The organism is Bacillus sonorensis NBRC 101234 = KCTC 13918 (assembly GCF_001592005.1).
Classification (GTDB): Bacteria; Bacillota; Bacilli; order Bacillales; family Bacillaceae; genus Bacillus; species Bacillus sonorensis.
Genome location: NZ_BCVZ01000021.1, coordinates 33,272 through 59,403, shown reverse-complemented (window position 1 = coordinate 59,403; position 26,132 = coordinate 33,272). Strand labels below are relative to the sequence as shown.

Below are 26,132 nucleotides of genomic sequence, written 5' to 3'. Positions count from 1 at the left end.
TGGAATGCAGATTAACATCTGCATGACCTGCATCGTGCAGGCCCGCTTGATAATGACTACGCACACTCGCATGTGCGATTTATTTAATGAATTAACAGGTACGTTTTGTCTTGTTTAGTTTTCAAAGATCATTCTAAAATTGGAGCGGGTGATGAGAATCGAACTCACGACATCAGCTTGGAAGGCTGAGGTTTTACCACTAAACTACACCCGCATATATGATGTGTTATGGCGCGCCCGAGAGGAGTCGAACCCCTAACCTTTTGATCCGTAGTCAAACGCTCTATCCAATTGAGCTACGGGCGCTTCATCAGGCGACTTAACTATAATACTATGAAAATCAGTTAAAGTCAACATCTTTTTTAAAAACAGTGTAATGAATCAAATCATTGTGCTACGACCTTATTCATTATACACATTTTAAAACATTTGTACACCCTTCAGATCGAAAACTTTTTCTGAAGTGTCTTTCGCTGTCATCAGCGACGAATAATAATATATCACGTTATCGAAAAGCGGTCAACACTTTTTTCGTTTTTTTATTCAAAATAAAAACGGCGTCTTTCATCATTATATATATTTAAACCCCAGCCTTTTATTTTATGTCATCTGATAATGAACGTTCCATTCTTTCATATTAAAAATACAGGTTTAACCGGCACCATTTTTCTCTGATCATTTTAATGAAGCTTTTATACTTCGGTGTCCATGATTGGTATTGATATCTTCTATTTAATAACCGCAGAACAGCGCTTATTTTCGAAATGGGCTTGAATGCACGAAAGCCCTTTATCCGTTTCATATCCGCACTCGGACTTTGATAAAACCCGGTTCACTCCGTCAAGAAAACGAAATGAACCGGGTTTTTAGCAGGCAACGGCCAGTCAGGCTTTATTGCCGATTGTTTATTATTACATCTTATCATTGACGGACGGAAGACTCTTCCAGAGTCTTCGAATGCACGCTCCTTCAAGCCGTACCCGCTCCTATCTGCCGGATATATTCCAGACGGATACAGAACAAAGTTTTTATGATTGCACTTTCTTTTCGTTGCACAAACCACTCTATTCAGAAGCATTTTCAGCAGACCGTCCACACTCATCAGCAGCTACTTCACGTCCCGATACCGACTATCAATTCTGCAACCCTTCGGCCGGATCCTGTTTAAACTAGTCCTGTTTTTTCATCTGTTGAGTCCGCACTTACACCGTTTTGGATATTTCCGGATTTATAGTTGCGGAAATTGTTTTCCAGCTGTTCAAGGGTAAGCCCTTTTGTTTCCGGAAGGAATTTTTTCACGAAGGTGATGGAGACGAGTCCCAGACCGACAAAGATATAAAACGTCGAGGACAGTCCGATTGATTCGAGCAATATCGGGAATGTAAGACCGACGAAAAAATTAGCGATCCATAAGCATAACACCGTAACACCCATGCCGAGGCCCCGCAAACGCAGCGGAAAAATTTCCGAAAGCATCAGCCATGTAACAGGAGAAATGGCTCCCTGCTGGAATCCAAGGAATGTAACAGTTAATGCAAGGACAACATACGGAAGCGCGGCTGAACCTTGCAGCAACGTCGAGAAAATACCGATCAGCAGCAACGCCGACGTCGTTCCGATTAAACCGGTCAACAGCATAGGCCTGCGGCCGACTTTGCCCAGCAGCCAAATTCCCACGAAAGTCGCCAAAACGGAGATTAACCCATTGGCAATATTCCCGATAAGCGCGGCTTTTGTTTCAAAGCCGGCATTTTTAAGAATTTCTGTTCCATAGTACATAATCGAGTTCACACCGGTGATCTGTTGTACGATGGCGATGCCGATTCCAATAAATACGATGCGGCGCACCCACGGCACTGTCAAATCTTTAAAGGTCGCTTTCTTAATTTCCGACTCCCTGTTGAGCGCTGCTTCAATTTCAGCCAATTCTGATTGGGCGCGTTTTTCTGGTCGGATTTTTTTGAGGACGCCCAAAGCATGTTCGCTTTTCCCCTTCGATACAAGCCAGCGCGGACTCTCAGGAACCCTCAGCATACCGAAGAACAACAATACGGCCGGAACCGCCGCAATCGCAAGCATGTAGCGCCAGACATGGGAGCTGTCTCCCATCGTGGTACCGAGAATGGCGTTGAATGTAAAAGCAAGCAGCTGTCCGGACACAATCATTAATTCATTTTGAGTCACCATCCGGCCTCTTTTTTCAGCCGGCGACATTTCCGCCAAATAAGTCGGAACCGTGACAGACGCGCCTCCTACAGCGATCCCCAGCATAAAACGAGAAAAGACCATGACAGATACATTCGGCGCTAAAGTACATCCAAGTGTCGCGAAAAAGAACAGCACTGCCAGAAAAATAATATTTTTGCGCCGTCCGACATAATCTGAGAGTCGGCCTCCAAATACCGCTCCAAGCGCAGCGCCAAGAAGAAGCGAGCTTGCAACAAGGCCTTCGGTAAATGCATTGAGGTTAAGCTGGTCTTTTTCAGCCATATAAGGCAATGCACCATTGACGACACCTGTATCATATCCAAAAAGGAGTCCGCCAAATGTCGAGACTAAAATGATGGTGCTTAAAAACGATTTTTGACTTTTCTGTTCATTCATGTCTATTCCCCGCCTTTATTAAAGAATGTTCAACGAATTGTTTCCTTTGTTTATTCCCTCGGGTATTGAAGCATAAATCCAACGGAGTGCAAATTCTGCGCCGTGATTGCCATGTATCACCACATCATGTATAAGTTCTAATACCTTTCCGCTTTCAGCCGCTACTCATCGAATTGTGTCCGCCAGGCTCCCTCCTCGATCATCACCTTTTTGAAAATTGGGAATTTTATGTTGGCAAAAACGCAAATCAATCTCAAGCCAAGACCGAAATGCAATCGCTTTCATTTATGCGTTTGCAGCCATCCCTTTTTTCATTGTTATGTTATAGTTATATTTTTGTTATTTTTTTGTGATGTCTGCTATTATCATAATTATAAAAGCGCTTACAGTCAATATAAAAATTCAGAAATCTTAATTGAATCTATATAATTTTTCCGATAAAACCTTGATATATCCGGCATAAATCCTATTTCTTTTTACAAACCGACTGCCCCTCGTCCATTTCTCGAGGGTGGATGTGCTTTTTTACTTTTTGTCATGTTATAGTTATGTTTTAGTTATCTATTTGTAAACTTTAATATAACAAAAAGTAAAAAAAAAGCCGTAGGTTTAAAACCTCCGGCTTTTTAGATGCATTCATATTGTATTCCTTGGTCCAATAACAAAGTATTATTGCGAATGAACAGTGATATGAATCAGTTTTCCTTTCACCGCAAGGCGTCCTTCGGTTCTTTCCGGTTTGTCACATGTAATCAGCGTAATGTTCTTTTCTTTTGTCTCTTGAATGACAGCTGCATCCATTTCTGAAATAACGTTTTTCGATGTCACCGCATAGATGTAGTCTTTTTTAAAATCTGTGATCACGATCCTGTCCCCTTTCTTGATCTGGACCAGAGGACCGAATAGAAGGCTCTCCCGCCTCATATGATGGCCGGCTAACGGGTAATTACCCTCGCCCATTTTCTGCTCGGGACGCATTGTCGTCGCTCCGAAAAGCAGGTTTTGATTGGTTGTGCCTTTCAAAATCGGCAGCCGAATCCCGACACTGCTAATGGTGATGCGGCCGATCACCGCTTTCGGATCGCGTTCGATGCCCGCTTTTACCGCTTCGAAAAAAGAAGGCGGCTGAATCGCATCGAAGTCGAATGATGCCTGTTGTTGATTATTTCTTTCCGCCTGCCCCGCAGTCAATTCAGAACGATGGCCATTGCTGAGATTGATGATGATGCTTTCTTTAATGAAAGGGGACAATATGAGCAACAGACCTGAAAAGACAAGCACCGCAATCATTATTTTTTTATACATGCTCATGATCCCTTTCTCACTGATCAGCCTTTTAGCGGCGTCGCGTCGTTTTTTCTTTAAAAAAACACCTGATCGACTCTTCCTTGATCAGGTGCCATAACAACTATTTACGCCTTTTTCCGCCTCTTTCTGGAGAGAGCCAAGGCTCCGCCTGCCAGGAGCATCAGAATGCCGGTCACAATCGGAATCATGCTGTCTGTATCACCGGTTTTCGGAAGTGTTTTGTCAGTTTTCGTATGACCGTTTGAGTCATTGGAATTGGAATGGTGTCCTTTTCCATTGACATTGTCATTCGGTGTGTCTTTGTCAGGCGGTGTTGTTTTTAATTTCGTATTAAAAGCCGTTATTTCCACTGCTCTCGACTGTCCTGCTTTAATGTCGAACTGAAGCGGTGTTTCGTCCAGCTGATAGCCGTCCGGCGCTTTTGTTTCGATGAATTGGTAGCGCCCAGGCGCCAGTCCTTTCACCGTGAACTGTCCATTCTGATCCGTTTTCCAGACTGCCGGCAGCTCTTTGCCGTAGCCATCGGTTTTAACAGGATGGCCGCTGGAATCCACCAGCTTGAATTCAGCCCCTTGCAAAACGGCATTTTTATCGTTACGATCCACTTTCGTCAGTTTGACATCGCCTGGCGTCAATAGATTCGCCGCGGTGATTTCGACTGGTTTTGTATCGGTATTGCTGATCTTGAACGGTATTGGCGTCTTATCCAAACTGTAATTCTCAGGTGCTTTTGTTTCGACAAACTGGTAATCGCCCGGTTTGAGACCGCTGACTTTAATCTGCCCTTTGTCATCAGTGGTCAGTCCGGCTTTCAATACTTTGCCGTTTGCATCTGTCAGATTGAATGTCGCGCCTTGAAGAACGGAGGCTTTGTCGTTCTGATCCACTTTTGTCAGGACAACGCCGTTCTCCTTGTTGACCGCCGTTAATTCAACCTGCTCCGGTTTTCCTGCGTGCTCAGCCTTGATGGTGAACTGTACTGGGCTGGTTGACAAAAGATAGCCGTCGGGCGCCTCTTTTTCAACAAATTGATAGCTTCCCGGAGCCAATCCGTCCGCCTCAATTTTACCGCCATCTTTTGAGACTAGATCGTCTCTGACTGTTTTTCCATCACTGTCAATGATTTTGAAAACAGCGCCGGCTAATCCTTTTCCATCTTCATCTTGTTTCAGCAAATGAACAGCGCCTTTATAGTTGACAGCAGTGCCGGCATCAGCCGCCTTCGGCTTCCCTTCTGCTGATTCAATGATGGTAAACTCTATTTTCTCCGTATTCAACACATATCCTTCCGGCGCTTTTGTTTCGACAAAGGCGTAATGCCCCGGCGCGAGACCTGAAGCTGTTACGTTCCCGTCTTGATCTGACGCCAGATCTTCCTGAACGGTATTCCCTTTCTGATCAACAATCTTGAAGACCGCTCCCTCTAGTTTATGGCCGTCCGCATCTTCCTTCGTCAATTGGACAGAACCTTTATGGTTGACTGCAATTCCGGCGTCAGCCGCCTCTGGTCTGCCTTCTGCGGAATCGGAGATGGCAAACTCTATTTTCTCTGTATTCAGCACATATCCTTCTGGCGCTTTCGTTTCGACAAAAGCGTAGTGTCCCGGAGCCAGACCCGAAGCCGTGACTTTGCCGTCTTGATCAGCGGTCAGCTCTTCTTGGATTGTGTTCCCTTCCCGGTCAACAATCTTGAAGACCGCTCCCTCTAGTTTTCGGCCGTCCGCATCTTCTTTCGTCAATTGAACCGAACCTTTGTAGTTGACGGCTATACCGGCATCGGTTCCCTCCGGTTTTCCTTGCGCAGAGCCGGAGATGACAAACTCTTTTTTCTCCGTGTTCAGCACATATCCTTTTGGCGCTTTCGTTTCGACAAAAGCGTAGCGCCCCGGAGCCAGGCCCGAAGCTGTGACTTTGCCGTCTTGATCAGAGACCAGCTCTTGCTTTACGGTTTTCCCTTCCTGATCGATAATCTTGAAGACCGCTCCTTCTAGTTTTCGGCCGTCGGCATCTTCCTTCGTGAACATGACACCGCCTTGATAATTGACCAGTGTGCCCAAATCCAGGTCAGGCACTTGATTTTTGCTATTCTTTGTTACTGAGAAATCAATCGCTTTTGTATTCAAGATATAACCTGACGGAGCTTTTGTTTCCATCAGACGATAGTCGCCCACCGGCAAACTGTTAATTTCAACCTTTCCGTTTTCATCGCTTTTGATATTCGTGCGTATCGGAATATAGCTGCCGTTGTTTGACTTTTTCTCCAGCTTGAATTGAGCTCCCGCCAAAGGATTTTTTTGTTCGTCTCTTTTGATAAGCGTCACCTTGTTCTGTTGATTTATAACTTTATGAAAAACGCCTGTGCTTGACGATTTGCTGTCTATTTTGACGGTGACTCCGTTAGCATAATCATCGCTGATGGTGTATCCGTCCGGAGCCTTTACTTCTTTCAAGACGTAGGTGCCGTAGCGGATATTTCCAAACGTAATCTTACCGTCGGCTTCGGTCGTTCCCGTACGCAGGAGCTGCTTGTTGTCTTTCGTCCACAATTGAAAATCTGCTCCTGAAAGAGGTTGATTGTCCTCTCCTGTTTTAAAGATGGTTAAACTTCCTCTTTCCCCTGATCCGGAACCGCCGCCGCTAGAAATGGCGACAAAGACCGATCTGCTGTTTTCCTGTGTCTGCTCCTGGACATTCGTTCCGGAAATCGACACTTTGTTGCTGACGTGGCCGTTGCTGCCGGCTATGTTGATCAGAGAACGGTATTGTATAACATATGCACGGTCAATCTGTTTGTACTTGCCTGTGAATGTCAGGACAAATGATTGTTCGCCCGTTTTATGATCAGTTTTGATGTCTAATGTATAGTCTTTGTCCTTCTGAAGCTGGATATCACCCGGGAGCAGATTTCCGCTGCTATCTTTGAGTACGCCGCTTTCATCATATTTTGCCTGGTGCACTTTAAATGAATCTGCATCTAAAATCTGATTATCGTCCGGAGTGTCAGTAATTTTAACGTCATCCAGCGTTGATTGACTTGAATTGACATTGATATTCCAATCGATATAGCTGCCATCCTGTTTGCCGCCTTTGAAAATCAGGTTTCCACCGTTGGCGACCGAAACTGAGCCTGTCAAGGTGCGGTCTGAATGGCCGTCATTATGGTACGTTGCCTTGTTTGAATATTGATTCTGCTTAATGACCTGCCCTTTAAGCGATGTTTTGAATTCAATCAAGTATGGTACAGAATCATCCGTTTTCAGGTGTACGGTCAAGGTATGATCATTGCCCGCCGATGGCTCTTCCACATCGTATTTGGAAGAATCAAGGGCTTCTCCTTCTGTAATGGAGCCGTTTTTATTGATCGTATAAGTCTTCACCACAACAGACCCCGGCACAAATTGCTGGTTATCTGCTATCGAATCTTTAATATAAGGATTTTTTAAAGGTTCGCCATTATAATTAACGCCGATTTTCCACGTGATTTCTTTTGAAACAGCGTTGTACGAACCGTTTTTGAATCCGTTGTTGGAAGTCTGGTCATTAGGTGTAAAACCGTTTGACTCCTTGTTTGTACGTTTGCCGCCGCTTTTATCAGTCCAGATTGACTCAGCCGTATTCTTTATATTTTCATTAGAAAAATCAACATTGAATTTTGTCGTGTATGTTATGTTGAAATGGCTGTTTGTCGTTGCATAGTCCCCGATCAATGCCAATGTAAATCCTTTATTGTCGGGTTTTTTCGTCAATGTGTAATCATGGCCTTCCTGCAATGTTTTGTTATTCGTCTTGTCTTGAATGCTGAATGACCCATCAACAAGCTCAAGTCCTCCGCTGACGAATTGATCATCCATTGTCCAGCTGTTCATTGTATAGTTGTTCTTATTAATGATGATCGTCCAATCAACTGTTTTCTTCTGATAATCAACGTTCGAATAACCTTTAATCAAATTCTGCTGGATCGCCGTACCTGAAGCTTCCCTTGACTCCCCTGTTCCGGTCACAGCGCTGTTGGTGTATTTCGTCGATTTATCAATGATCACTCCGCTGTTGACCTGGGTTTGATAAGTGATTTTGTAAGCTCCTGTAACAGTGTGATTGAATTTGATTTCAAAGCCGTTCCCATTGTCGGTCAGCGTGTAGTCTACACCTTCCTTTAAAGGGGTTCCGGCCTGCTCGCCGCCGTTCTGACTAAACGTAATCGGAATCACTTTCAAGGAATCAGAAACAAGATGCAAGTCGCCAGACCCAAACGCATCCTTGATGCTGGCTTTGGACTGATCTATCTTTTTCTCTCCGTAGTTGTACAAAATCGACCAGCTGAATGTTTGGGAATCCCCTTTGTAGCCTGTCGAGGATTTTTCGATCATTTTTCCGTAATTGGCTGTAACAGTGGCTTCTGCAGAAATGGGTTCCAAATTGTCCCCGCTGAATGACGCCTTGTTCGTCAGCGCAACATGTCCGCCCTCGCCCGGTTTTGCTTGATTGTCAATGTCTGTGTCATATATGAGGCGATAAGCCGAATCAATGGTCCCGTCGAATGTGACATTTCCATTTGCGTCCACGCTGAAGCCTGACATCACTTCACTTCCCCGGCTTACCGAACCGTCAATGTTGACATCGAGTTGATACACTTTAACCGAACGATAGATCAATCCCTTCGGAAGGCTTTCGGTCAGTTTTGCGTTTTTAACTTGATCTAATTTTTTATTGACATCGACCGTCCATGTTACTTTGCCGGGGTTGATGCCTTTATCCAATGTTCCCGATTTATCAATGGTTTTGCTGACATTCGGTTTAAAATAAACCGTTGTTTCCGGTGTATCGGAATTTACCGGAAATTTAATTTTTTGTGTTGTTGAACCAGTGATTTTTTTCTCATTGAACTGCGTGTTGATGAACAATGTCCCTTTAACATTGGAATCCTGTTTGACTTCATCGTTGAACGTCATCACCACATGCCCGTTCATATCAATTGAAAATGTGCCGTATGTGGTATCGCCTCCGCTCAATGGCTGGTTCGCAATGCCGTTGTGCATGATAAATTCCTGAGGCAAATCAAATTCATATTGATCGCCGGCGTTTATCGTTTTGCCCAAGTCATTCGGAATGGCCCAGGTAAACGAAATGTTGGCCGGTGAATTCGTATTGGCGCGATTGTTCTTGTCATACGGTTTTCCGTGTTCATCTGTCAGTGTCACACCGGTCAAAATATTTTGCGTGATTTGTTTTTCTTCGGATTTAAGACTTCTGACTGCCGAGTGACCTGAAGGTGCCGCCGCACGTCCATCGCCTTTCTTAGAGTCGGCAGGCGGTTTTGCTTCAGCCTCTTCTTGTTGGCCGGCGGAAGATTTTGATTTGTCTTCCGCTCCTTCGCGCCCGCCCGCAGATTCTGAAGAATCATTTTTTGGCGCTTTTGATTCGGATCCAGATGTCTCATTTGTCTTCACTGGTATGATCAACTGCTGGGTCTTGCCGGCGCCGAGATCAAAAAGAGCTGTCACCGTTTTGGCATCGTCTTTAACACCATCTGCAAACTTTGCTGACAGCGTGATGGTCCCTTTGGCTTCGGCAGAATCACTAGCTGAGCCGTCGTTGAACTTCACCGTTAAGACATTGTCGCTTGCTGTCACGTTATAGCTGCCGATGATCTGTTGATCAGCCGTTTTCACATCACCTGCAGCATCCTCGTCAAATTCAAAACTTTTAGGGATCTTGACGGTGACGCCTTTCGCGATGTCGGCTTTTTCATCTTTTAAAGACCAATCGTATGTCAGCGTTACTTCATCCCCAGGCGCTAATGCGGGATCGTCACCCTTTGACCCGTCAACAGCCTGATTTTTGCCGTTTTTGACTGTCACTGAATCGAAAAGCCGGCTGTCACTTATTGACGTGCCGACAGCCTCCGATTTAACTGTAAACCCAAGCACCTGGCTGAAGACAAAAAACAGTGTCAAACAAGTGATCAAACATGTTTTTAGCCTTCCGCTTTTTCTCGGGCCGAGCGGAAATTTACTCAATCTCAAACTCTTATTCCCCCTTTTTTTAAACTTTTTTTACTTGCTGATAGATTCGCGAGCCTTGAGCTTCTTGAACTTATCTGCATCTGGCGAATGATACGTTTTAAAATGAAATGCTATATGTTTCAGCGGTGATCATCAGGATTACCCCGAGGTATGAGGTATTTGGCTTCCCCTTGAGCAGCTGTCATCATCCGAACCAAACTACATTGTATGAAATGGAACTATACAATTTCTGTACATGCGACGATGGGTTTCACCATTTCATTGCACAAAAAAAGACCGGTGCATCCGGTCTCGTCATTTCATCTGATCCTTCATTCGTTTGTAGCGCTCATACTCCTTTATCGCCTCTTCTACATTTCCGATCTTATTAAATAACTTTATCTTGTATTGCATAATGTTATGATCACAAGGTTCAATTTTTTCGGCCTGCAGGCATACGTCCAGCGCCTGGTGGTCGTTCTTTTCATCAATGAGAAAATCGATCAGTTCATAAGCCTTGCCAAGCCACAGCTGAGCAAGCCTTGCTTTCTCAGGTTCTGCCCAAAGATAGCCGTGCTCCCCAAAGTAATGGTCCCGGTATGACATGAACATATCCATCTGCTTGTTAATTGTGGCTTTGTTGATGGGGGGAGACTCTTTCAGTGACTTCTCCCATTCTATTGCATCGACTTTTACGCCGGAAAGCCGCAGAATATATCCTGTGTCGGTCTTCTCGATGGATTGGCTGAAAGGCAGCTGGCCGATTAGCTTTCGTATTTGGTAAATCGTTGAATAAAGCTGAGTGCTTGCTTTAGAAAAATCATAATTGGGCCAAAAAAGGTCGATCAGCGTGTCTTTGCTGACCACATGCCCTTGGTGGTGAAGCAAATATGCGTAAATCTCGCGGGCTTTAGACGTTCTCCATTTGACTGGTATGTATGTCTTGGCACCATCTTCCATTTGGTGAAACTGCAAGCTTCCAAAGCATTGGATGAAAAAATTTTTCCCGGTATGATCTGCAGGTGATCTGAGCATGCCATTCATTCTGATTCTCTCAATCGTCTTCACCAGGCGGGCATAATCTACTGGCTTCAGCAAATAATCCACGGCATTCAATTCAAACGCTTTGATAGCAAATTCATCAAAGGCTGTAATAAAAACAACTTGAATGTTTTCATTGATCGATTGTATCGCTTCAGCGAGCTCAATGCCGTTTATCCCGGGCATTTCAATGTCAAGAAATACCGTATCCACATCAAGAAACGCTGAAAGCTCCTGAACTTCAACCGGGTCTTGAAAAGTCGCAATGGATTGAAAGAAGTTTGTCCGTTCAAGCATATGTTTTAAATGAAGCAATGCCAGTTCTTCGTCATCGACAATTAACGCTTTCACGAATCATTCCACCTCATTTTTCAAATCGAGTCATCTGGAAATAATTTTTATTATATCATGACCTGCGACCCATTCTGTTGGATTATTTTTCTTGCTCTTGTTGTTTTTTAACATGTAAGAGTACAATATTTGTGCTGATCAGAAAGGAACTTGGCAGGTGTCTTTAGTTGATTTTAGATAAGGAGTGCTGATTTTGAAAAAGATATTCGTTTTAATTTCGATTATGATCGGCTATGCAGCCTTCTTTTTTATTTTTCTGGCGGTTACCGATCCGCACGATTCGACATATCCCGAAGCAAAAAAAGGGATCATCAATCTGGAAAATTGGGATTTTAAGAAAGATGGGAACGCGGCTCTGATCGGGGAGTGGACATTATACCGAAACCAGCTGTTGTCGCCAAACGCCATTCATTCAGGCAAAGGAAAAGAACCAACATTTGTTGATGTGCCGGACAGCGTGACATTCAACGATTCAAAAGAAAATGTGGATTACGGAACATACAAGCTGACAATTCGGTCAAATCAAGACAATCAGATTTTCGGGCTCAGAACTTCATTTATTAATAGTGCAAACCGCATCTATCTCAATGGGACATTAATCGGACAAAGCGGAAGCCCCTCAAGCAAAGCGAATTTTACGGCGCAAAACAGACCGTATATTAGCTTTTTCACGATTCACCGCGGTGACAATGAACTGGTTGTGCAATTTTCGAATTTTCGAAAAGCGCCTGCATGGGGGATTGAAAAACCAATTACGATCGGAACCCAGGAGAACATTTTACTAAAAAGCAAAATATCTTTTTTTAATGAATCCATCACGATGACGGCCTTTTTCATCACCGGTTTGTACTTTTTGGGCTTTTTTCTGCACAGAAAAAAGGATAAGCGATTGTTATTTTTTTCTGTGATGTGTCTGCTTTTTTCGATCATCATTTCTTTAATCGGAAGAGAACGGATTGTATTTCTCTTCTATCCGTCTATTTCATTTTCGGCATTAAGCTCTTTAAGGGCGACCACTATGGTACTCGTCAGTGTTGCAATTTTTCTCTATCTCTATTTTGCATACAGGGAGATTGTTTCAAAAACATTCATCATCACCGCGATTGCCTTCTCTATATTAATTTTGGTCATTGATTTTCTATCGTACGGTTTCACTGACCATCTCTCATACGTATTGCATTCCGTTCTTGCCGTTACGACTCTGATTTATATTACGTATACCTTTGCGATGGCGGTCATTCGCAAAATGAAAGGAAGCCTGTATTTGACCATTGCATCTATATCGATGAGCGCATTTGTGATTTTAACAACCATTTCTGCTTACAACGGCAAAACAGTCTCTTCTTTCAATTCGATCTATTCATTGCCTTCAATCATTGCTTTATTGATGATTGTACTGTTGATGGCGCAGCAATTTGCCGACGCCTTCCGTGAGAATGAAACCCTGTCAAGGAAGCTGCTCAAGATGAACCGGCTGAAGGATGAGTTCATTGCCAAAACATCGCATGAATTTAAAACACCTCTGAACAGCATTATTAATATATGCCAGACTTTGCTGGCAGGTAAGAGAAGTAAAACGATAGAAGAAGAGAAAGATAATATGCAACTGGTCATCCGCATGAGTTATAGATTGTCCAATCTGGTGAATGACATTCTGGATCTGGAAAAAATGAAGCAGGACATGCTGCAGATTCACCCGGCTCCCCTCGATATTTATTCGGTGATTGATTCGGAAATGGACTTCTATCGGCTGTTGTCCAGAAATAAACATCTGAGCATCGTTCATCATTTTCCAGCCGATCTTCCGCCCGTTTTCGCTGATGAGAACCGGTTTCGGCAAATCATGACCAATCTGGTAGACAACGCCATTAAGTACACGCCGAAGGGGCGCATTACGATATCTGCCGTGAAAGTAAACGGCAGCATGGTGAAAATAACGGTAGCAGATACTGGAGTCGGGATACCCGAGGCCATCCGCCACATCATATTTGAAACCTTCCAACAGGCGGAACGTCATAAAGACGACGGCGCCGGACTCGGGTTAAGCATCGTCAAACAGCTGGTCAAACTTCAAAACGGGGACATTTGGGTTGAATCGGAAGTCGGGAAAGGATCGGCATTTCATTTCACATTGCCAATTGCACAGAATGGCTCTTCTCCTGCCGCTGACAAGGAGCATCCTGTATTACAAACAGGCAGGGATCTTACGGGCGTCTCGATGAGCACACCTTATTATTCAAAGAACATTGAAGGGGCTGCAACTGTTCTGATTGTCGATGATAACATAGATAGTTTAAAAGTTTTAGCCGATATGCTTGAAGGTGTTCCTTATCAAGTGATTGCGGTCAAAAGCGGAAAGGAGGCTTTGGAAGTCGTCTCCCGCTCCAAGCTGGATCTCGTTATTTTGGATTTGATGATGCCGGATATGACCGGTTTCGACGTCTGCATGAACATTCGTGAACGATTCAGCATGGTGGATCTGCCTGTTCTCATTATTACGGCGGCCATCATCGATCATGACAAGTACATGGCTTTCCATGCCGGAGCAAATGATATTTTGCAAAAGCCTTATCATTACTCTGAATTTGTCGCTCGTATTAAAAATCTGATTATGATGAAAGATACAGCAAACCAAGCGACAAATATGGAGATGGCGTTTCTTCAGTCGCAGATCAATCCGCATTTTCTTTACAATGTATTGAACACGATCATTTCCCTCAGTCATCTGGATATTGAAAAGGCGCGGGAAGTAACTGCTGAGTTTACCAATTTTTTAAGAATGAGTTTTAATTTTCAAAATACGTCTGCGATCAGCACATTCAGAAAAGAGCTGTCAATTGTCAGATCCTTTCTTTCAATTGAAAAAACGCGCTACGGTAACCGACTGGAAGTCATATTTGATATCGATCAAGACATCGATTTCAATCTCCCGCCTTTAATGATTCAGCCTCTGGTCGAAAATGCCATTCAACACGGAATCGGCAGGAAAAGAGGCGGAGGCTGGATCAAACTGACAGCCAAAAAAGAAACCGACCATCAATATGTCGTCAAAGTCGAGGACAACGGAGCCGGCATGACACCGGAAAAACAAAAAGAAATCCTTTCCCCTGGTTTCGATCGCGTCGGCCTGAGAAATATTAACCAGAGGCTGAAGTATTTCTGCGGAAGCGAACTGGAGATACAGAGCACTCCAGATGTAGGCACCGCTGTCTCGATGGTGATCCATAATCATGAATCTGCGGACATTTCAGTGAGCTGAACCGGCTCACGCTCAGTATTTTTAGATGTAATCGCGGCAAATCCGCTGAAAATGGTTTTGCAGGCAAGCTTTTTTCGTTGGAAACAGCTGTTGGGAGGTGCCGGCCTCACGCTTTTTTGTGCTGTTTGGTCCTTCATTCCGTAAGAAGTTCAGCTCTTTTGCTCTTTCCGGTTATATGTTATAGTAGGAAACCTGTTTTTATTTACATATTGGAGGTTTGATGATATGGAAAATTTCAGCTACTATAATCCGACGAAGCTGATCTTTGGCAAAGGTCAGCTTGAACAATTGAAACAGGAATTAAAGAAATACGGGAAAAGGGTTTTGCTTGTATATGGAGGCGGCAGCATTAAACGAAACGGCCTTTATGATCAAGTAACAGGCGTTTTAAGAGAAGAAGGCGCTGATTGGCATGAACTTTCCGGAGTCGAACCGAATCCGCGCCTTGCGACAGTGCAAAAAGGAATCGATTTGTGCAGACAGCATGACATCGAATTTCTTCTCGCGGTCGGCGGAGGGAGCGTCATCGACTGCACCAAAGCGATTGCGGCCGGCGTCAAGTACGAGGGCGATCCTTGGGACATTTTCAGCAAAAAAACAACTGCGAAGGACGCTCTTCCGTTCGGTACGGTTTTGACCCTTGCCGCAACAGGATCTGAAATGAACCCGGATTCTGTCATTACAAATTGGGAAACAAATGAGAAGTATGTGTGGGGAAGCGATGTGACACATCCGCGTTTCTCTATTTTAGACCCTGTCAATACATTCAGCGTCCCTGAAAATCAAACGGTCTACGGCATCGTCGATATGATGAGCCACGTATTTGAACAATACTTCCATAACGTCGAAAACACGCCGCTTCAAGACAGAATGTGCTTTGCCGTGCTGCAGACGGTGATCGAAACAGCACCGAAACTCCTGAAGGATCTGCAAAACTATCAGCACCGCGAAACGATTTTATACGCCGGCACCATCGCATTAAACGGGACGCTGCAAATGGGATATTTCGGCGACTGGGCGTCCCATACGATGGAGCACGCCGTTTCAGCCGTTTATGATATCCCGCATGCGGGCGGACTGGCGATTCTATTCCCAAACTGGATGAGATATACACTTGATACAAATGTCGGCCGCTTCAAAGCCCTGGTGCTCAATATGTTCGACATTGACACTGAAGGCAAAACAGATAAAGAAATCGCGCTTGAAGGGATCGACAAGCTGTCCGCCTTCTGGACAAGCCTTGGCGCTCCTTCCCGTCTGGCCGATTACGACATCGGCGAAGACAAGCTTGACTTGATTGCCGATATTGCGGCTAAAGAAATGGAGCACGGCGGCTTCGGCAACTTCCAAAAACTGAACAAAGACGATGTGCTCGCTATTCTCCGCTCGTCTCTATAAAAGCAAAGGACGGAATCAAACGATTCCGTCCTTTTTTGTGTGGATGTGTTAGTTCTGCTCCGCTTTTTCTTTTGTCAGCGTGAAAAAGGCGACAGACCCGATGACGGCTGTGACAAACATGATGGCGCCCATTGGGATTGCCGTCGTTTCATTCATTCCGACAAGCGGGGAAACGATTGACCCGAGCAGCAGCGGGAGCATCCCCAACATCGCGCTTGCGCTGCCGGCACGGTGGCCCTGATTTTCCATCGCCAAAGTAAAAGTGCTTGTCAGCGTCATTCCAATCGTGATCATGTATATAAAAATGGAAATGACCAGTGTCGGAAGCGGACCTTTGATGATCGTCATCGTAAGCAGTACAGTTGTTGCAATGAGAGCGGTAATGACCGCCATGCGAAGCAATTTTCTTTCATGAACGATTCCTCCAAAGCGTCCAATGATAAAGCTTCCGGTAATGATGGCCAAGCCGTTAATGCCGAATAACACGCTGAAAACCTGCGGAGATACCCCATAAATATCCTGATACACAAAAGGCGTACCGGAAACATATGCAAAGCTCCCCCCGTGGATGAACCCGACTGTCAGCGCATACCCGATAAAAGACCGGTCCTTTACCAAACTGCCCATCGTCTTCACAGATGATCCGATTGAGCTTGGAATCCGCTTCTCAGGCGGCAAGGTTTCTTTCAGCCTCAGCGCAATAATCAGAACAAGGAAGAAGCCGATCAATGTCAACGTGTAAAAAATCGTGTGCCATGTTGCGAACGGCAACAGCAGAATGGCGCCGCCCGTCATCGGCGCAACCATCGGTGCGACCGCAGTGATGACCATTAAAAGCGAGAAAAACTTAGACAGTTCCCTTCCGGTAAACACATCCCGCACGATCGCGCGCGAAAGCACAATCCCCGCTGAAGCGGTAAACCCCTGCAAAAACCGGGCCAGCACCAATATGCCGATGTTCGGAGAAAGCGCACAAAACAGCGAAGACAGCGCAAATAAAAAGATGGATATTAATAAGGGCTTGCGTCTCCCCTGTGCATCACTGATCGGACCGATGACAAGCTGGCCGAATGTCAGTCCGATCAGACATGCCGTTAAACTGAGCTGTACGAGCGAGGCCCGGGCAGACAAATCATCGGCAATCTCGGGAAAGCTGGGCAAATACATATCGATATTCAAAGGGCCCAGTATGGCAAGCATGCCAAGCAGGAAAGCCAATGCGAGCCGTTCTTTTCCGGTTGGATTATGAAGCATATTATCAAAACCTTTCTATCAACCTAGTGAGCATCTATTCTTCAATCATGAAATGAAATCGGGCTGCAAACATTCGTATATTGTACCATATTTTTTTCATAGTGAAAGCCGTCTGCTCAAGTCGTATCCAATTTAATAGATACGACCGTGCTTTTTTTAGTACACTCATACTTGGAAGCGATGACACATAGAAAAAGGAGTTATGTTCATTTGAATGCTGTCAATACGATAGGCTGTTTCACGATTGTGGAAAATGATGAAGGAAAAATACTTCTGGTGAAAAGAAAAGATGTTCCTCTCTGGGATTTACCCGGAGGCAGATTGGACAAACATGAACATCCGGAAACATGCGCCATCAGGGAAATGAAAGAAGAAACGGGTTACCACGTGTCCATTGAACGCAAAATAGGAGAATACTACCAGCCCGATTGCCGGGATATGCAGTATATTTATACAGGAAAATTGCTGGGCGGTGAACCGCTGAAAGAAGGGGATGAAACAGCAAAAATCGGCTGGTTTCATCCAAGCCGGCTGCCTTTGTTCATGGTTCCGCATAGAAGAAAACAAATCAATCATTTTAGCAAACAGCCAAGCACACTAATAAAAGAAACTTTAAAAACGCCGTATGTCATCAAGCTGCTCAGAAAGAGGGTTTAGAAAAACCCGGCAATTTCTTAAACGAAAAGAGGCTTCACCAAAAGCCTCTTTTTATGTAAAATCTTTATTCCACCGCTTGAACGATAAGTGCTGTCAAAGCTTCAGCTCCTTTAGGCACAAGGTGTACGCCGTCTGAGGTAAAATATTCGGGGTGCTCAATGGCTTCGCTGTGCCAATCAACCAATGTAACATTCCGGCGGCCTTCTGCCTGCCTGCGCAATGACTCGTTCACCTTTCTCTCCCATTGGCGCGGCACCCGCGTGTTCACGAGATAAATGCGGGCTTTTGAGAAGGCGTTAAGGAGCTCGTCCATTTGGCTGTCTGTGAAATACCCGTTCGTCCCCAGTTCGATAATGACGGATTTGTCCGGCTGGTTAAACGATGCGTATTTTGGCGTTAAATGGAGCGCTTCTGATACCTGCCGCCCCACCTTTCCGTCTATCGTTATATGTGGATATTTGCGGCGAAGGTTTGACGCGATGTCAAGCATGACGGAATCGCCGATGGCCAGCACGTGTTCCCCTGAATCCTTCTCCGCCTTTCCCTCTGTTTGCTGTTGTGATGCCTTCTTTTCTTTATGCGGATGCCCGCTCGAGTTTTTCTTCTGTATCCCGGTTTCTTTTTGATCGTGCGTTGAATTGGTTTCGCCTGTTTGATCAGAGGTCCGGTATGAAGAATCACCTGCTTCTCCTGTGGCCTGGACATGCGGCAGCCGCGGCTGTTTGCTTTCTCCGGCTATTCCGGAAAGCCCTCCCGCAAAAATGATGAAGGCGGCAAACAGCAATCCCAGCGACATTCTGCTGACTGTTGAAGACGTTTTCCATTCCACAATCCTGTTAACAAAAACGCGGCGGAAAAACGGTCGAAAGCCGTCATTCCGAATCGGCTTCTCGATGAACCGATACGAAAGCTCGGCGAGAATCAGTGTTGCGGCAATTTTAAGGGCATCATGCCAATAAACCGGATTGCCAATCTCATGAACAGGCGTGCTCAATACGATGACAGGGTAATGCCAAAGGTAAATGCCGTATGATCTCGTACCAATCCAGCGCAGCGGCTTCCATGAAAGGAGATGACCCAAAAAGCTGCTTGGATGGCTGACGCATGCGATCAAAATGGCGGCGATGATACTGATGAGAAGCATTCCGCCATGATAAAGAAAGGGAGCGTATTCATCAACGAGATAAATGCACAGTATTATGATCATAAAAGCGGCGAGCTCGGTTCCGTGCAATGCCCGCTTCAGCCTGATTGGGAGCCTGTTTGAAGAAAGCCTTTTCATCGGCCACACAAGGGCTAAAGCGCAGCCAATCAAGAGTTCGAAAGAGCGCGTATCTGTTCCGTAGTAGACGCGGCTCGGATCTCCGCCCGGGACGTAAAGCACGCTCATTAATACAGCCGAGCAAAGCGCAAGCAATAAAACCGCTCCCGCCAGCTTGGTTCTTTTTTTACATATGTACATTCCCGCCACCAGAACAATCGGCCATGCGATATAAAACTGCTCTTCAATTGCCAATGACCAAAGGTTTTTTAAAGGCGATGGAGAGCCAAAGCTGTCAAAATAGGATAGATCATGGAAAATAAACCACCAATTGCTGACATACAAGAGAGAGTATGCCGCATCTCCTCGCACCGTATGGAGCAGCTCCTGGTGAAACAATACGACCCATATGACAGTCGCGATGATCATGAGGGATGCGGCCGGCGCCAGGCGCCGCATCCGGCGGATCCAAAAGCCGCGGAAATCCAAGTTAATATCATCTCCATACGCCGGCAATATGATGGATGTAATCAAGTAGCCGGATAAAACAAAAAAGATGTCGACTCCGATGAAGCCTCCGTCGGCCCAATTGAAGTTCAGATGGTATGCGATGACCGCCAGAACGGCAAAAGCCCGAAGTCCGTCCAACCCCGGTATGTAGCGATGATGCTGCGTCTTGTCTAACATGGTATTCCTCCAATAATGTCGCGGTTATTCCCGTTTTTACGTCATCTTTTTCTATTGGTTCCGAGATAATAGACGAAAACGAGATGGCATTTTGTTTCAAAAAGTACGATGAAATGCTAAACTTTTTTCTCCCTGACCGTTCCTCATAGAGCAGGCAACGCACAGCAAACATCCATGATCCGCGGCATCATGGATGTTTTGCCTTGCTAGCGGATGTAGCGGCTTCCGACGAGCAGTTTTGAAATAACGCCGGTCGGAATTTCAAACTCTGCGACCCCCATATATCCGGGCGCAACTTCATATTCGTCAAACGAAATCACCAATTTATGATCTTCAGTAATGTAAAAGTTTTGGTCAGCGCGAATTTTTTTGAATGGCTCGATTTCATCATCATCAATCCAATAAATTTTATCATGATCTTCCTTCATTTGCTGCTTCATTTGCTCTTTAATGTTTTGGCTGATGACATCGATATAGCGGTCATCTTTAAACAAACTCTTCAGCGTCAGCAGGATTTCGTTCTTTTTGTCGATGGTGATATAGCGCTGCTGAGTGTAGCTGGATGCCTGCGTTTTTTCGATATTCCGGCGAATCGAGATCAAGTCCCTCGTGTCTGTTACTGTCTCATAATCGCTGTAAATGCTGAGATGCCCTTTTTTATGTTTGGAGGTGGCCTCCATAAATTCATTGTAAAGCTTTTGGCTTTCTTTCAAATACTTTTTGTTGACGTTCTCCTCAAGTTCACGATTGGACAGCCCGGACAGTGCCGGTGTTTTCACATCAATGCTCGACTGGTCTTTCTCTTGTTTGATCTCGGTAAACGTGATCGCTTTGACGACTTTGCCGATAACGGGGATTTTCGACATGGCTTGGGCGGCGTCGGGGTTGATGTTGACGGCCGCGGCAAATAACACAGCCGCCGCCACGGCTATTGATGCGGGCCACATCAGGATCTTCCGCTTCCTTTGCGGACGATGCTGAAGGGCTTTTTCGACCATTTCGTCCAGCTCTTTAGGAATGGGCACGTTTTGATACTCTTCTCTTAATTGTTCCAATTTCTTATCCATTACGACAGGTCCTCCTTCGCCAAATGAATGCGCATGAGCTTCAGCCCTCTGTAGAGCCGGGTTTTGGTCGTATTGATGTTTTCCCCGGTGATTTCCGCTATTTCTTCTAATTTCAGATCCTCGAAAAACCGCAGGACGATAATCGTTTTATATGGATGCGGCAATTCTTCAAGGGCTTCATAAAGGTCTGTATCTTGATATGTATCTTCTTTTCCTTTGCTTAGATACTCTATTGTTTGATCATCCATCACTTTTAGTTTCTTTTGCTTTCGGAGAAAGTCGATTGCTGTGCGTACCAGAATTTTATAAAACCAGCTTTTCATGGTTTCGGGATTTCGAAGGGAATCGACAGAAGCCAGCGCTTTGTGGATCGATTCCTGAACAATATCTAGCGCGTCCTCCTGATTTTTCACATAACTGTACGCCAGTCGGTAAACATGTTCTTTCCCGTCAGTTATGAACGCAACAAGCGACGCTTCGGCTGTTTGTTTCTTCATTGCTATAAAGAGCTCCTTTTTCCATAGGCTTTTCCAATATGTATAGACGTGAAAAGGTGGAAAATAGTTTGCGCCATTGACATCTTTTTTTCAGCTTTAGAAAACCAGATGGCAGTTTTGCCGTCTCACGATATTCTTCATTTTTGTTTTGAACCGTTTTATAATGGGTTCCAAGAGGAGGTGGGAATATGGCAATTATCACAATGCCGGATACAAAAGCGACTCATGCAAAGCCTGTGATTGGAAAGGCGATACTTTGCATGGGGCGGACATGATCACCCATCGCCTGAATGAGTTTTTCTGATCGATTGGCTTTGCACCTTATTTTGCGATCAAAAATAAGGAGCTGGCAGACATGGCATATCTCAATGCAGCGGCTATTTTACCCGAAAAGCTGATATCAGAAATTCAACAATATGTTCAAGGAGAAACAATCTATATCCCTAAACCCGTATCCGCCCATCAAAAATGGGGCGCCCGGTCTGGGGCGAGAAAGCTGATTGATGACCGAAATGCTTTGATGAAAAAAGCTTTTAAAAACGGCAGAACGATTGATCAATTGGCTGATGACCATCACCTCTCTGTAGAAACGGTCAAAAAGATTGTGTACTCGAAATAAAAGAAGCGAAGCACTGATCGGTCACGATCGGTGCTTTTCCTATATGGCGAGTTTGTTTCTCAGCCGATTTCTGCCTGTTGATCACGGCTCTCATCATGTATTGTAAAGGTGTGATGATCACAAAGAGAGGAGAGTATGTCATCATGACTGAAGTAAAAAACAGGATATTGAGGGTGCCCGGGGCCAGCCTCTACTACGAGATGCGCGGAACAGGACCTGTCCTGCTTATGATACACGGCGGCAACGGCGATGCTGATTCATACCCGATTGCCGGCCTTTTGTCCGACCGCTATACCGTCGTCACCTATGACCGCCGCGGCCACTCGCGCAGCAGACTTGAAAACCCGAACGAAAGCTGCCGGATTTCCGTGCACAGCGATGACGCCCACCGTCTGCTCGCCAGCCTGACCGATAAACCCGCCTTTGTTTTCGGCTGCAGTTCGGGAGCAGTCATCGGCGTTGATCTGGCCATCCATCATCCTGAACAAATCCGCGGTCTTGTCGCACACGAACCACCGATTCCGCAGCTGTTGTCAGGCAGTGACCGCATCTTGGGAATCAAAAGCTTGAAGAACCTTGAAAACCATTATCAACAAAACGGTTTACCGGCTTTGGAAGAGTTTGCACAAGCAATGGGCATTACGGCATCCGCCCAGCCAAAGCGGCCGGCGGCCCGGATGGAGCAGCTGATGGCCAATATCGATTATTTTATACGATCGGAAGTGCCGGCGCTGAGAGAATACAGGCCTGATCTAAACAGGTTGAGGGCTTCATCAATGGTCGCCGTGCCTGCAGGCGGGATTGATTCAAAGGGATTTCTCCCTTACCGGTATGCGCAAGCGTTGGCTGAGCATGTCGGAACGGGCGTTGCCGATTTTCCCGGCAATCATGTCGGCTGCTCATTATATCCGAAGGAGTTCGCTGAGAAGCTGGATGAAGTTTTGCAAAATCGCTTTGATTGATCACAGAAAGAGCCCAAGAAAAGAATTCTTAGGCTCTTCATCGTGTTTTTAAATAAATCCGCCGTTCACGCGGATCGTCTGGCCTGTGATCCATTGCGATTTTTCGCTGACCAAAAATTCAATCACATTTGCGATGTCTTCCGGTTCACCGATGCGCCCGAGCCCAATCGACTTTTTCAGCCCTTCGATCTGCTCTTCCGTCTTCCCTTCAGTAAACAGCTCAGTGTTGACAGGCCCCGGGGCTACCGCGTTAATCGTAATCTGCTTTGCGGCGAATTCCTTGGCAAGCTGGCGGGTAAACTGTTCAACAGCCCCTTTTGTTCCCGCATAGACGCTGTATGTCGGAAACATTTGCCCCGCGACAGATGTCGAAAAGTTGACGATTCTCCCCTTTTCCTCCATGTATGTCATCGCCTGCTGGCAAGCAAAAAATGTGCCTTTGACGTTAAGATTGAATTGCTTATCAAAGTCTTCTTCTGTGACGTCTTGAATCGGTTTGTAAATGTTCACTCCGGCATTGTTGATCAGGATATCCACTTTGCCGAAAGCCTCTACTGTTTTGGTAAATAACGATTTCACACCGGCGACCGTGCTGAGGTCAGCCTGGACGGCAACGGCTTCACCGCCCTTTTCCCGAATGCCTTCTACCACTTCTTTTGCCTTTTCCGGGCTGCTTGCATAATTAACGGCGACTTTGATTCCGAGCCCGGCCAGCTGTTCGGCAATCGTCCGGCCGATTCCTCTTGAAGCCCCTGTTACAATTGCTGTTTTTCCTTTTACATCCTGCATGTTTTATCCTCCGCCTCAATGGTTTATTTTAAAAATCCTTTTTCTATCACATTCCAAACCATGTCAAATTCCTGTTCAATCGTATCTCTTTTCCACTCATTTGCATGTGCCGGATGATGGAAGCGTTCTGTTGCGTAAAAGACGGCCTTTGCCAATTGTTCTGAATCGCTTGGATTGACAGGACAGCGGGCAATAAGCTCACTCAATTGCTTGACGATTTGGTCGATGTTTTCGTCGACCAGCTTAGACGATTCATTGGTTACTTTTGCATACATGGCAAACAATTCTTCATCTTTTCCGGCATAATACCGCTTAAGCTCGAACAATTTCTCGATATAAGCTTTCACATGCGCTGCGCCTTTAAGAGAAGAATCGTGATAAACATCGGTAAGCGGCTTCAAAATCTTTTCATTCAGCCACATCTCGGTAGCGGCTTCAAAAATCTCTTTTTTGCTTTTAAAATGGCGGTAAATCGTGCCATGACTGACGTTCAGCGCTTTCGCCACATCTGTGATCGATGTTTTGGCAACGCCAAACCGCCTTAATGTTTCTTCTGTTGCTGTCAGTATTTGTTCCTTGGTTAACACTTCTGAAGAATTCTTCATCATTGTTCGGCTGCTGTATTCGAGCCGTTTGTGCCACCTCCTTGGATTCATCATAGCAAAGAATATTACAAATGACAAATAATTTATTTTGTCATTTGTAATCTCCGCTATGCCGTAAAAAAAACGACTACCGGGATAGTCGTTTTCTAAATGAACAGCTTAGGATTTCTGATTTGTGAGCTGCAAAATCTGATCATACGCATTTATATAAAGGACAGGGTCAGGATCTACACCCTTTTTCTTTGGTACATTAAAATCCGACAGTATGAAATGATGCTTTGGCTGAACGTCATGCTTAGCCAAACAGCTCTTGCAGCAGCATAAAGGACAGCCGTCAATTGCAATGATATCCCGTCCGGATGTTGCTGTTTTAACAAGCGGTTTCACATCACCGCCAACTCCGGCAATGCAGGACATTTCGGCCAATTTTTCCCGATCCATTTTGATGGCGATCATGTTAGCCGTTTGTGCGGCCGAGGAACATCCGGAGCATGAATACACTAAAGGCAAATCAGTTCTTTTCATCGGTTAACTCCTCCCAATTCATTTCTTGATTCTGATCACGGCAAAAACTATCATTCACTTTACACGAAGGGCATAAAGGAAACTGTGAGCTATATCACGTTTTCCAATTCCCGGCCAAATTTAAAAATACTAGCAGAGACTTATATAAATGAAGCTTACATCTATGTACAATAAAAAATATACAGAATGATTGAAAATTGCCGTCTTTTTCATTTTCTTACGTGCAGGTACAGGAAAGTTTTAAACATCATCCAGGTTGTTCAGGATGATCCATTCTTTAGCAAAGGAGAAAAACGAATGAAAATACAGCAAATCGTAGATCTATCAGTATCCCTAAAAGGCGGTATTCCATCTGACCCGCCAGGTTTTATACCTGAAATCGAGTATGCAGACCACAAACAAGGTGCTCAGCAGATGACCCAAAGCTTTCCCGGGCTTTCTCGAAAGGATCTTCCCGGCCAGGAAGGCTGGGCAATAGAAAAAGTGAACATGTCGACGCATGCGGGAACTCATATCGATTCACCTTATCATTACCGCTCTGTTACAGATGACGGCAAACCAATGCCGACTATAGATGAGGTTCCTCTTGATTGGTTTCATGGCCCTGGCGTTAAATTGGATTTTAGACATTTTGAAGATGGACATATCGTCACTGCTGAAGAAATCGAACGAGAACTTAACCGAATCAACCATCAGCTGGTTCCCGGCGATGTTGTGTTTGTGAATACGTCGGCTGGTGCGAAATACGGGGAAAAGGATTACTTAGACAGCGGCTGCGGAATGGGCCGCGAAGCAACGCTCTATTTAACTGAGCGCGGCGTGCGGCTTGTCGGTACTGACGCTTGGAGCTGGGACGCGCCATTCAGTTCAACGGCCAAACGCTACGCGAAAGAAAAAGATCCCGCCATAGTATGGGAAGGACATTTTGCCGGAAGTAAAATTCCTTACTGCCAAATTGAAAAGCTTGCGAATCTTGATCAACTCCCTTCCACCGGTTTTTATGTGATGGCGTTTCCGATAAAAGTCGAAAAAGCCTCGGCCGGATGGGCTCGTCCTGTTGCCATTCTTAGCACTGAGGATTAATTTAAGGAGTGACTTGATCTGCGGCAAAAATAAAATTGGCCGACCTTCATTGAATGATTGGTGAACAGAAGGAGCTGATTGACCGTTTCCCGGCGGACTTAACACGGGCTTTACTGCGCACGAGACCCAACGAGACAAATCGTTCCTTCAGCAAAAAGAAGAT

At 45.2% G+C, this 26,132-nt stretch carries 17 protein-coding genes, 2 tRNA genes and 1 pseudogene; 7 read left to right on the top strand and 13 right to left on the bottom strand.

The features are described 5' to 3' along the window. Nucleotides 1-140: 140 nt before the first annotated feature. From BTR1S_RS18295 to BTR1S_RS18270, 6 genes are all read right to left on the bottom strand, one after another. Nucleotides 141-214 (bottom strand) — tRNA-Gly (locus tag BTR1S_RS18295). Between the two features lie 15 nt (nucleotides 215-229). Next, nucleotides 230-306: transfer RNA gene (locus BTR1S_RS18290), tRNA-Arg, on the bottom strand. 858 nt (nucleotides 307-1,164) lie between these two features. Beyond that, entirely contained in the window at nucleotides 1,165-2,604 is a 1,440-nt protein-coding gene (locus BTR1S_RS18285; RefSeq protein WP_006638845.1) for a sugar porter family MFS transporter, read from the bottom strand. 669 nt (nucleotides 2,605-3,273) lie between these two features. Beyond that, nucleotides 3,274-3,909, bottom strand: a complete 636-nt coding sequence (locus BTR1S_RS18280) for a class A sortase (RefSeq protein ID WP_006638844.1) — start codon at nucleotides 3,907-3,909, stop codon at nucleotides 3,274-3,276. 107 nt (nucleotides 3,910-4,016) lie between these two features. Continuing rightward, complete coding sequence (locus BTR1S_RS18275) at nucleotides 4,017-9,935, bottom strand: SpaA isopeptide-forming pilin-related protein (protein WP_029419005.1); 5,919 nt, start codon at nucleotides 9,933-9,935, stop codon at nucleotides 4,017-4,019. A 294-nt stretch (nucleotides 9,936-10,229) separates the two neighbouring features. Further along, the gene (locus BTR1S_RS18270) at nucleotides 10,230-11,306 is read right to left on the bottom strand and encodes a response regulator (RefSeq protein ID WP_029419004.1); all 1,077 of its coding nucleotides are present in this window, start codon (nucleotides 11,304-11,306) and stop codon (nucleotides 10,230-10,232) included. 223 nt (nucleotides 11,307-11,529) lie between these two features. On the opposite strand from BTR1S_RS18270, the pseudogene BTR1S_RS23435 reads away from it, so the two are divergent. The 3 genes and pseudogenes from BTR1S_RS23435 to BTR1S_RS18260 form a co-directional block, all read left to right on the top strand. Further along, nucleotides 11,530-13,437 (top strand): annotated as a pseudogene (locus tag BTR1S_RS23435) (sensor histidine kinase); the annotation flags it as partial. 87 nt (nucleotides 13,438-13,524) lie between these two features. Continuing rightward, nucleotides 13,525-14,565, top strand: a complete 1,041-nt coding sequence (locus tag BTR1S_RS23430; RefSeq protein WP_326187254.1) for a response regulator — start codon at nucleotides 13,525-13,527, stop codon at nucleotides 14,563-14,565. 225 nt (nucleotides 14,566-14,790) lie between these two features. Beyond that, entirely contained in the window at nucleotides 14,791-15,963 is a 1,173-nt protein-coding gene (locus BTR1S_RS18260) for an iron-containing alcohol dehydrogenase (RefSeq protein ID WP_029419002.1), read from the top strand. 48 nt (nucleotides 15,964-16,011) lie between these two features. On the opposite strand, the gene BTR1S_RS18255 is transcribed toward BTR1S_RS18260, so the two are convergent. Then, the gene (locus tag BTR1S_RS18255; protein ID WP_006638840.1) at nucleotides 16,012-17,217 is read right to left on the bottom strand and encodes a Bcr/CflA family efflux MFS transporter; all 1,206 of its coding nucleotides are present in this window, start codon (nucleotides 17,215-17,217) and stop codon (nucleotides 16,012-16,014) included. 210 nt (nucleotides 17,218-17,427) lie between these two features. Here BTR1S_RS18255 and BTR1S_RS18250 point away from each other — a divergent pair, with 210 nt between their 5' ends. Then, on the top strand, nucleotides 17,428-17,874 hold the full coding sequence (locus BTR1S_RS18250) for an NUDIX hydrolase (RefSeq protein ID WP_029419001.1): 447 nt from the start codon (nucleotides 17,428-17,430) through the stop codon (nucleotides 17,872-17,874). A 64-nt stretch (nucleotides 17,875-17,938) separates the two neighbouring features. Here the strand turns inward: BTR1S_RS18250 and BTR1S_RS18245 are convergent, their stop codons facing one another. From BTR1S_RS18245 to sigV, 3 genes are all read right to left on the bottom strand, one after another. Continuing rightward, complete coding sequence (locus tag BTR1S_RS18245) at nucleotides 17,939-19,822, bottom strand: acyltransferase family protein (protein ID WP_029419000.1); 1,884 nt, start codon at nucleotides 19,820-19,822, stop codon at nucleotides 17,939-17,941. Nucleotides 19,823-20,028: 206 nt separating this feature from the next. After that, nucleotides 20,029-20,889, bottom strand: coding sequence for an anti-sigma-V factor RsiV (gene rsiV / locus BTR1S_RS18240; RefSeq protein ID WP_006638837.1), 861 nt, complete (start codon nucleotides 20,887-20,889; stop codon nucleotides 20,029-20,031). Next, nucleotides 20,889-21,386 carry an RNA polymerase sigma factor SigV gene (gene sigV, locus BTR1S_RS18235; RefSeq protein WP_006638836.1) on the bottom strand — a complete coding sequence of 166 codons (498 nt, stop codon included), beginning with the start codon at nucleotides 21,384-21,386 and terminating at the stop codon, nucleotides 20,889-20,891. The genes rsiV and sigV overlap by 1 nt, the downstream gene beginning before the upstream one ends. A gap of 355 nt (nucleotides 21,387-21,741) precedes the next feature. Between sigV and BTR1S_RS18230 the strand changes: the two genes are divergently transcribed. Continuing rightward, entirely contained in the window at nucleotides 21,742-22,005 is a 264-nt protein-coding gene (locus BTR1S_RS18230; protein ID WP_006638835.1) for a CD3324 family protein, read from the top strand. A 143-nt stretch (nucleotides 22,006-22,148) separates the two neighbouring features. Further along, nucleotides 22,149-22,967 (top strand): alpha/beta fold hydrolase, encoded by an 819-nt coding sequence (locus BTR1S_RS18225; RefSeq protein WP_029418999.1) that lies wholly within the window; start codon nucleotides 22,149-22,151, stop codon nucleotides 22,965-22,967. Nucleotides 22,968-23,015: 48 nt separating this feature from the next. Here BTR1S_RS18225 and BTR1S_RS18220 read toward each other — a convergent pair whose 3' ends face one another. The 3 genes from BTR1S_RS18220 to BTR1S_RS18210 form a co-directional block, all read right to left on the bottom strand. Then, a complete protein-coding gene (locus BTR1S_RS18220) occupies nucleotides 23,016-23,756 on the bottom strand; it encodes an SDR family oxidoreductase (protein WP_006638833.1) in 741 nt (246 codons plus the stop codon). Nucleotides 23,757-23,779: 23 nt separating this feature from the next. Next, nucleotides 23,780-24,361, bottom strand: a complete 582-nt coding sequence (locus BTR1S_RS18215) for a TetR/AcrR family transcriptional regulator (RefSeq protein WP_006638832.1) — start codon at nucleotides 24,359-24,361, stop codon at nucleotides 23,780-23,782. A gap of 159 nt (nucleotides 24,362-24,520) precedes the next feature. Then, nucleotides 24,521-24,886 carry a putative zinc-binding protein gene (locus BTR1S_RS18210; RefSeq protein WP_006638831.1) on the bottom strand — a complete coding sequence of 122 codons (366 nt, stop codon included), beginning with the start codon at nucleotides 24,884-24,886 and terminating at the stop codon, nucleotides 24,521-24,523. 297 nt (nucleotides 24,887-25,183) lie between these two features. On the opposite strand from BTR1S_RS18210, the gene BTR1S_RS18205 reads away from it, so the two are divergent. Next, on the top strand, nucleotides 25,184-25,969 hold the full coding sequence (locus tag BTR1S_RS18205) for a cyclase family protein (protein ID WP_006638830.1): 786 nt from the start codon (nucleotides 25,184-25,186) through the stop codon (nucleotides 25,967-25,969). Nucleotides 25,970-26,132 lie beyond the last annotated feature (163 nt).

Excerpts from the sequence above, each read along its gene's own strand:
- BTR1S_RS18220 (WP_006638833.1), bottom strand. The coding sequence starts at position 23,756 with ATGCAGGATGTAAAAGGAAAAACAGCAATTGTAACAGGGGCTTCAAGA.
- BTR1S_RS18210 (WP_006638831.1), bottom strand. The coding sequence starts at position 24,886 with ATGAAAAGAACTGATTTGCCTTTAGTGTATTCATGCTCCGGATGTTCC.
- BTR1S_RS18215 (WP_006638832.1), bottom strand. The coding sequence starts at position 24,361 with ATGAAGAATTCTTCAGAAGTGTTAACCAAGGAACAAATACTGACAGCA.
- BTR1S_RS18260 (WP_029419002.1), top strand. The coding sequence starts at position 14,791 with ATGGAAAATTTCAGCTACTATAATCCGACGAAGCTGATCTTTGGCAAA.
- BTR1S_RS18285 (WP_006638845.1), bottom strand. The coding sequence starts at position 2,604 with ATGAATGAACAGAAAAGTCAAAAATCGTTTTTAAGCACCATCATTTTA.
- rsiV (WP_006638837.1), bottom strand. The coding sequence starts at position 20,889 with ATGGATAAGAAATTGGAACAATTAAGAGAAGAGTATCAAAACGTGCCC.
- BTR1S_RS23430 (WP_326187254.1), top strand. The coding sequence starts at position 13,525 with ATGAGCACACCTTATTATTCAAAGAACATTGAAGGGGCTGCAACTGTT.
- BTR1S_RS18245 (WP_029419000.1), bottom strand. The coding sequence starts at position 19,822 with ATGTTAGACAAGACGCAGCATCATCGCTACATACCGGGGTTGGACGGA.
- sigV (WP_006638836.1), bottom strand. The coding sequence starts at position 21,386 with ATGAAGAAACAAACAGCCGAAGCGTCGCTTGTTGCGTTCATAACTGAC.
- BTR1S_RS18225 (WP_029418999.1), top strand. The coding sequence starts at position 22,149 with ATGACTGAAGTAAAAAACAGGATATTGAGGGTGCCCGGGGCCAGCCTC.
- BTR1S_RS18255 (WP_006638840.1), bottom strand. The coding sequence starts at position 17,217 with ATGCTTCATAATCCAACCGGAAAAGAACGGCTCGCATTGGCTTTCCTG.
- BTR1S_RS18230 (WP_006638835.1), top strand. The coding sequence starts at position 21,742 with ATGGCATATCTCAATGCAGCGGCTATTTTACCCGAAAAGCTGATATCA.
- BTR1S_RS18205 (WP_006638830.1), top strand. The coding sequence starts at position 25,184 with ATGAAAATACAGCAAATCGTAGATCTATCAGTATCCCTAAAAGGCGGT.
- BTR1S_RS18280 (WP_006638844.1), bottom strand. The coding sequence starts at position 3,909 with ATGTATAAAAAAATAATGATTGCGGTGCTTGTCTTTTCAGGTCTGTTG.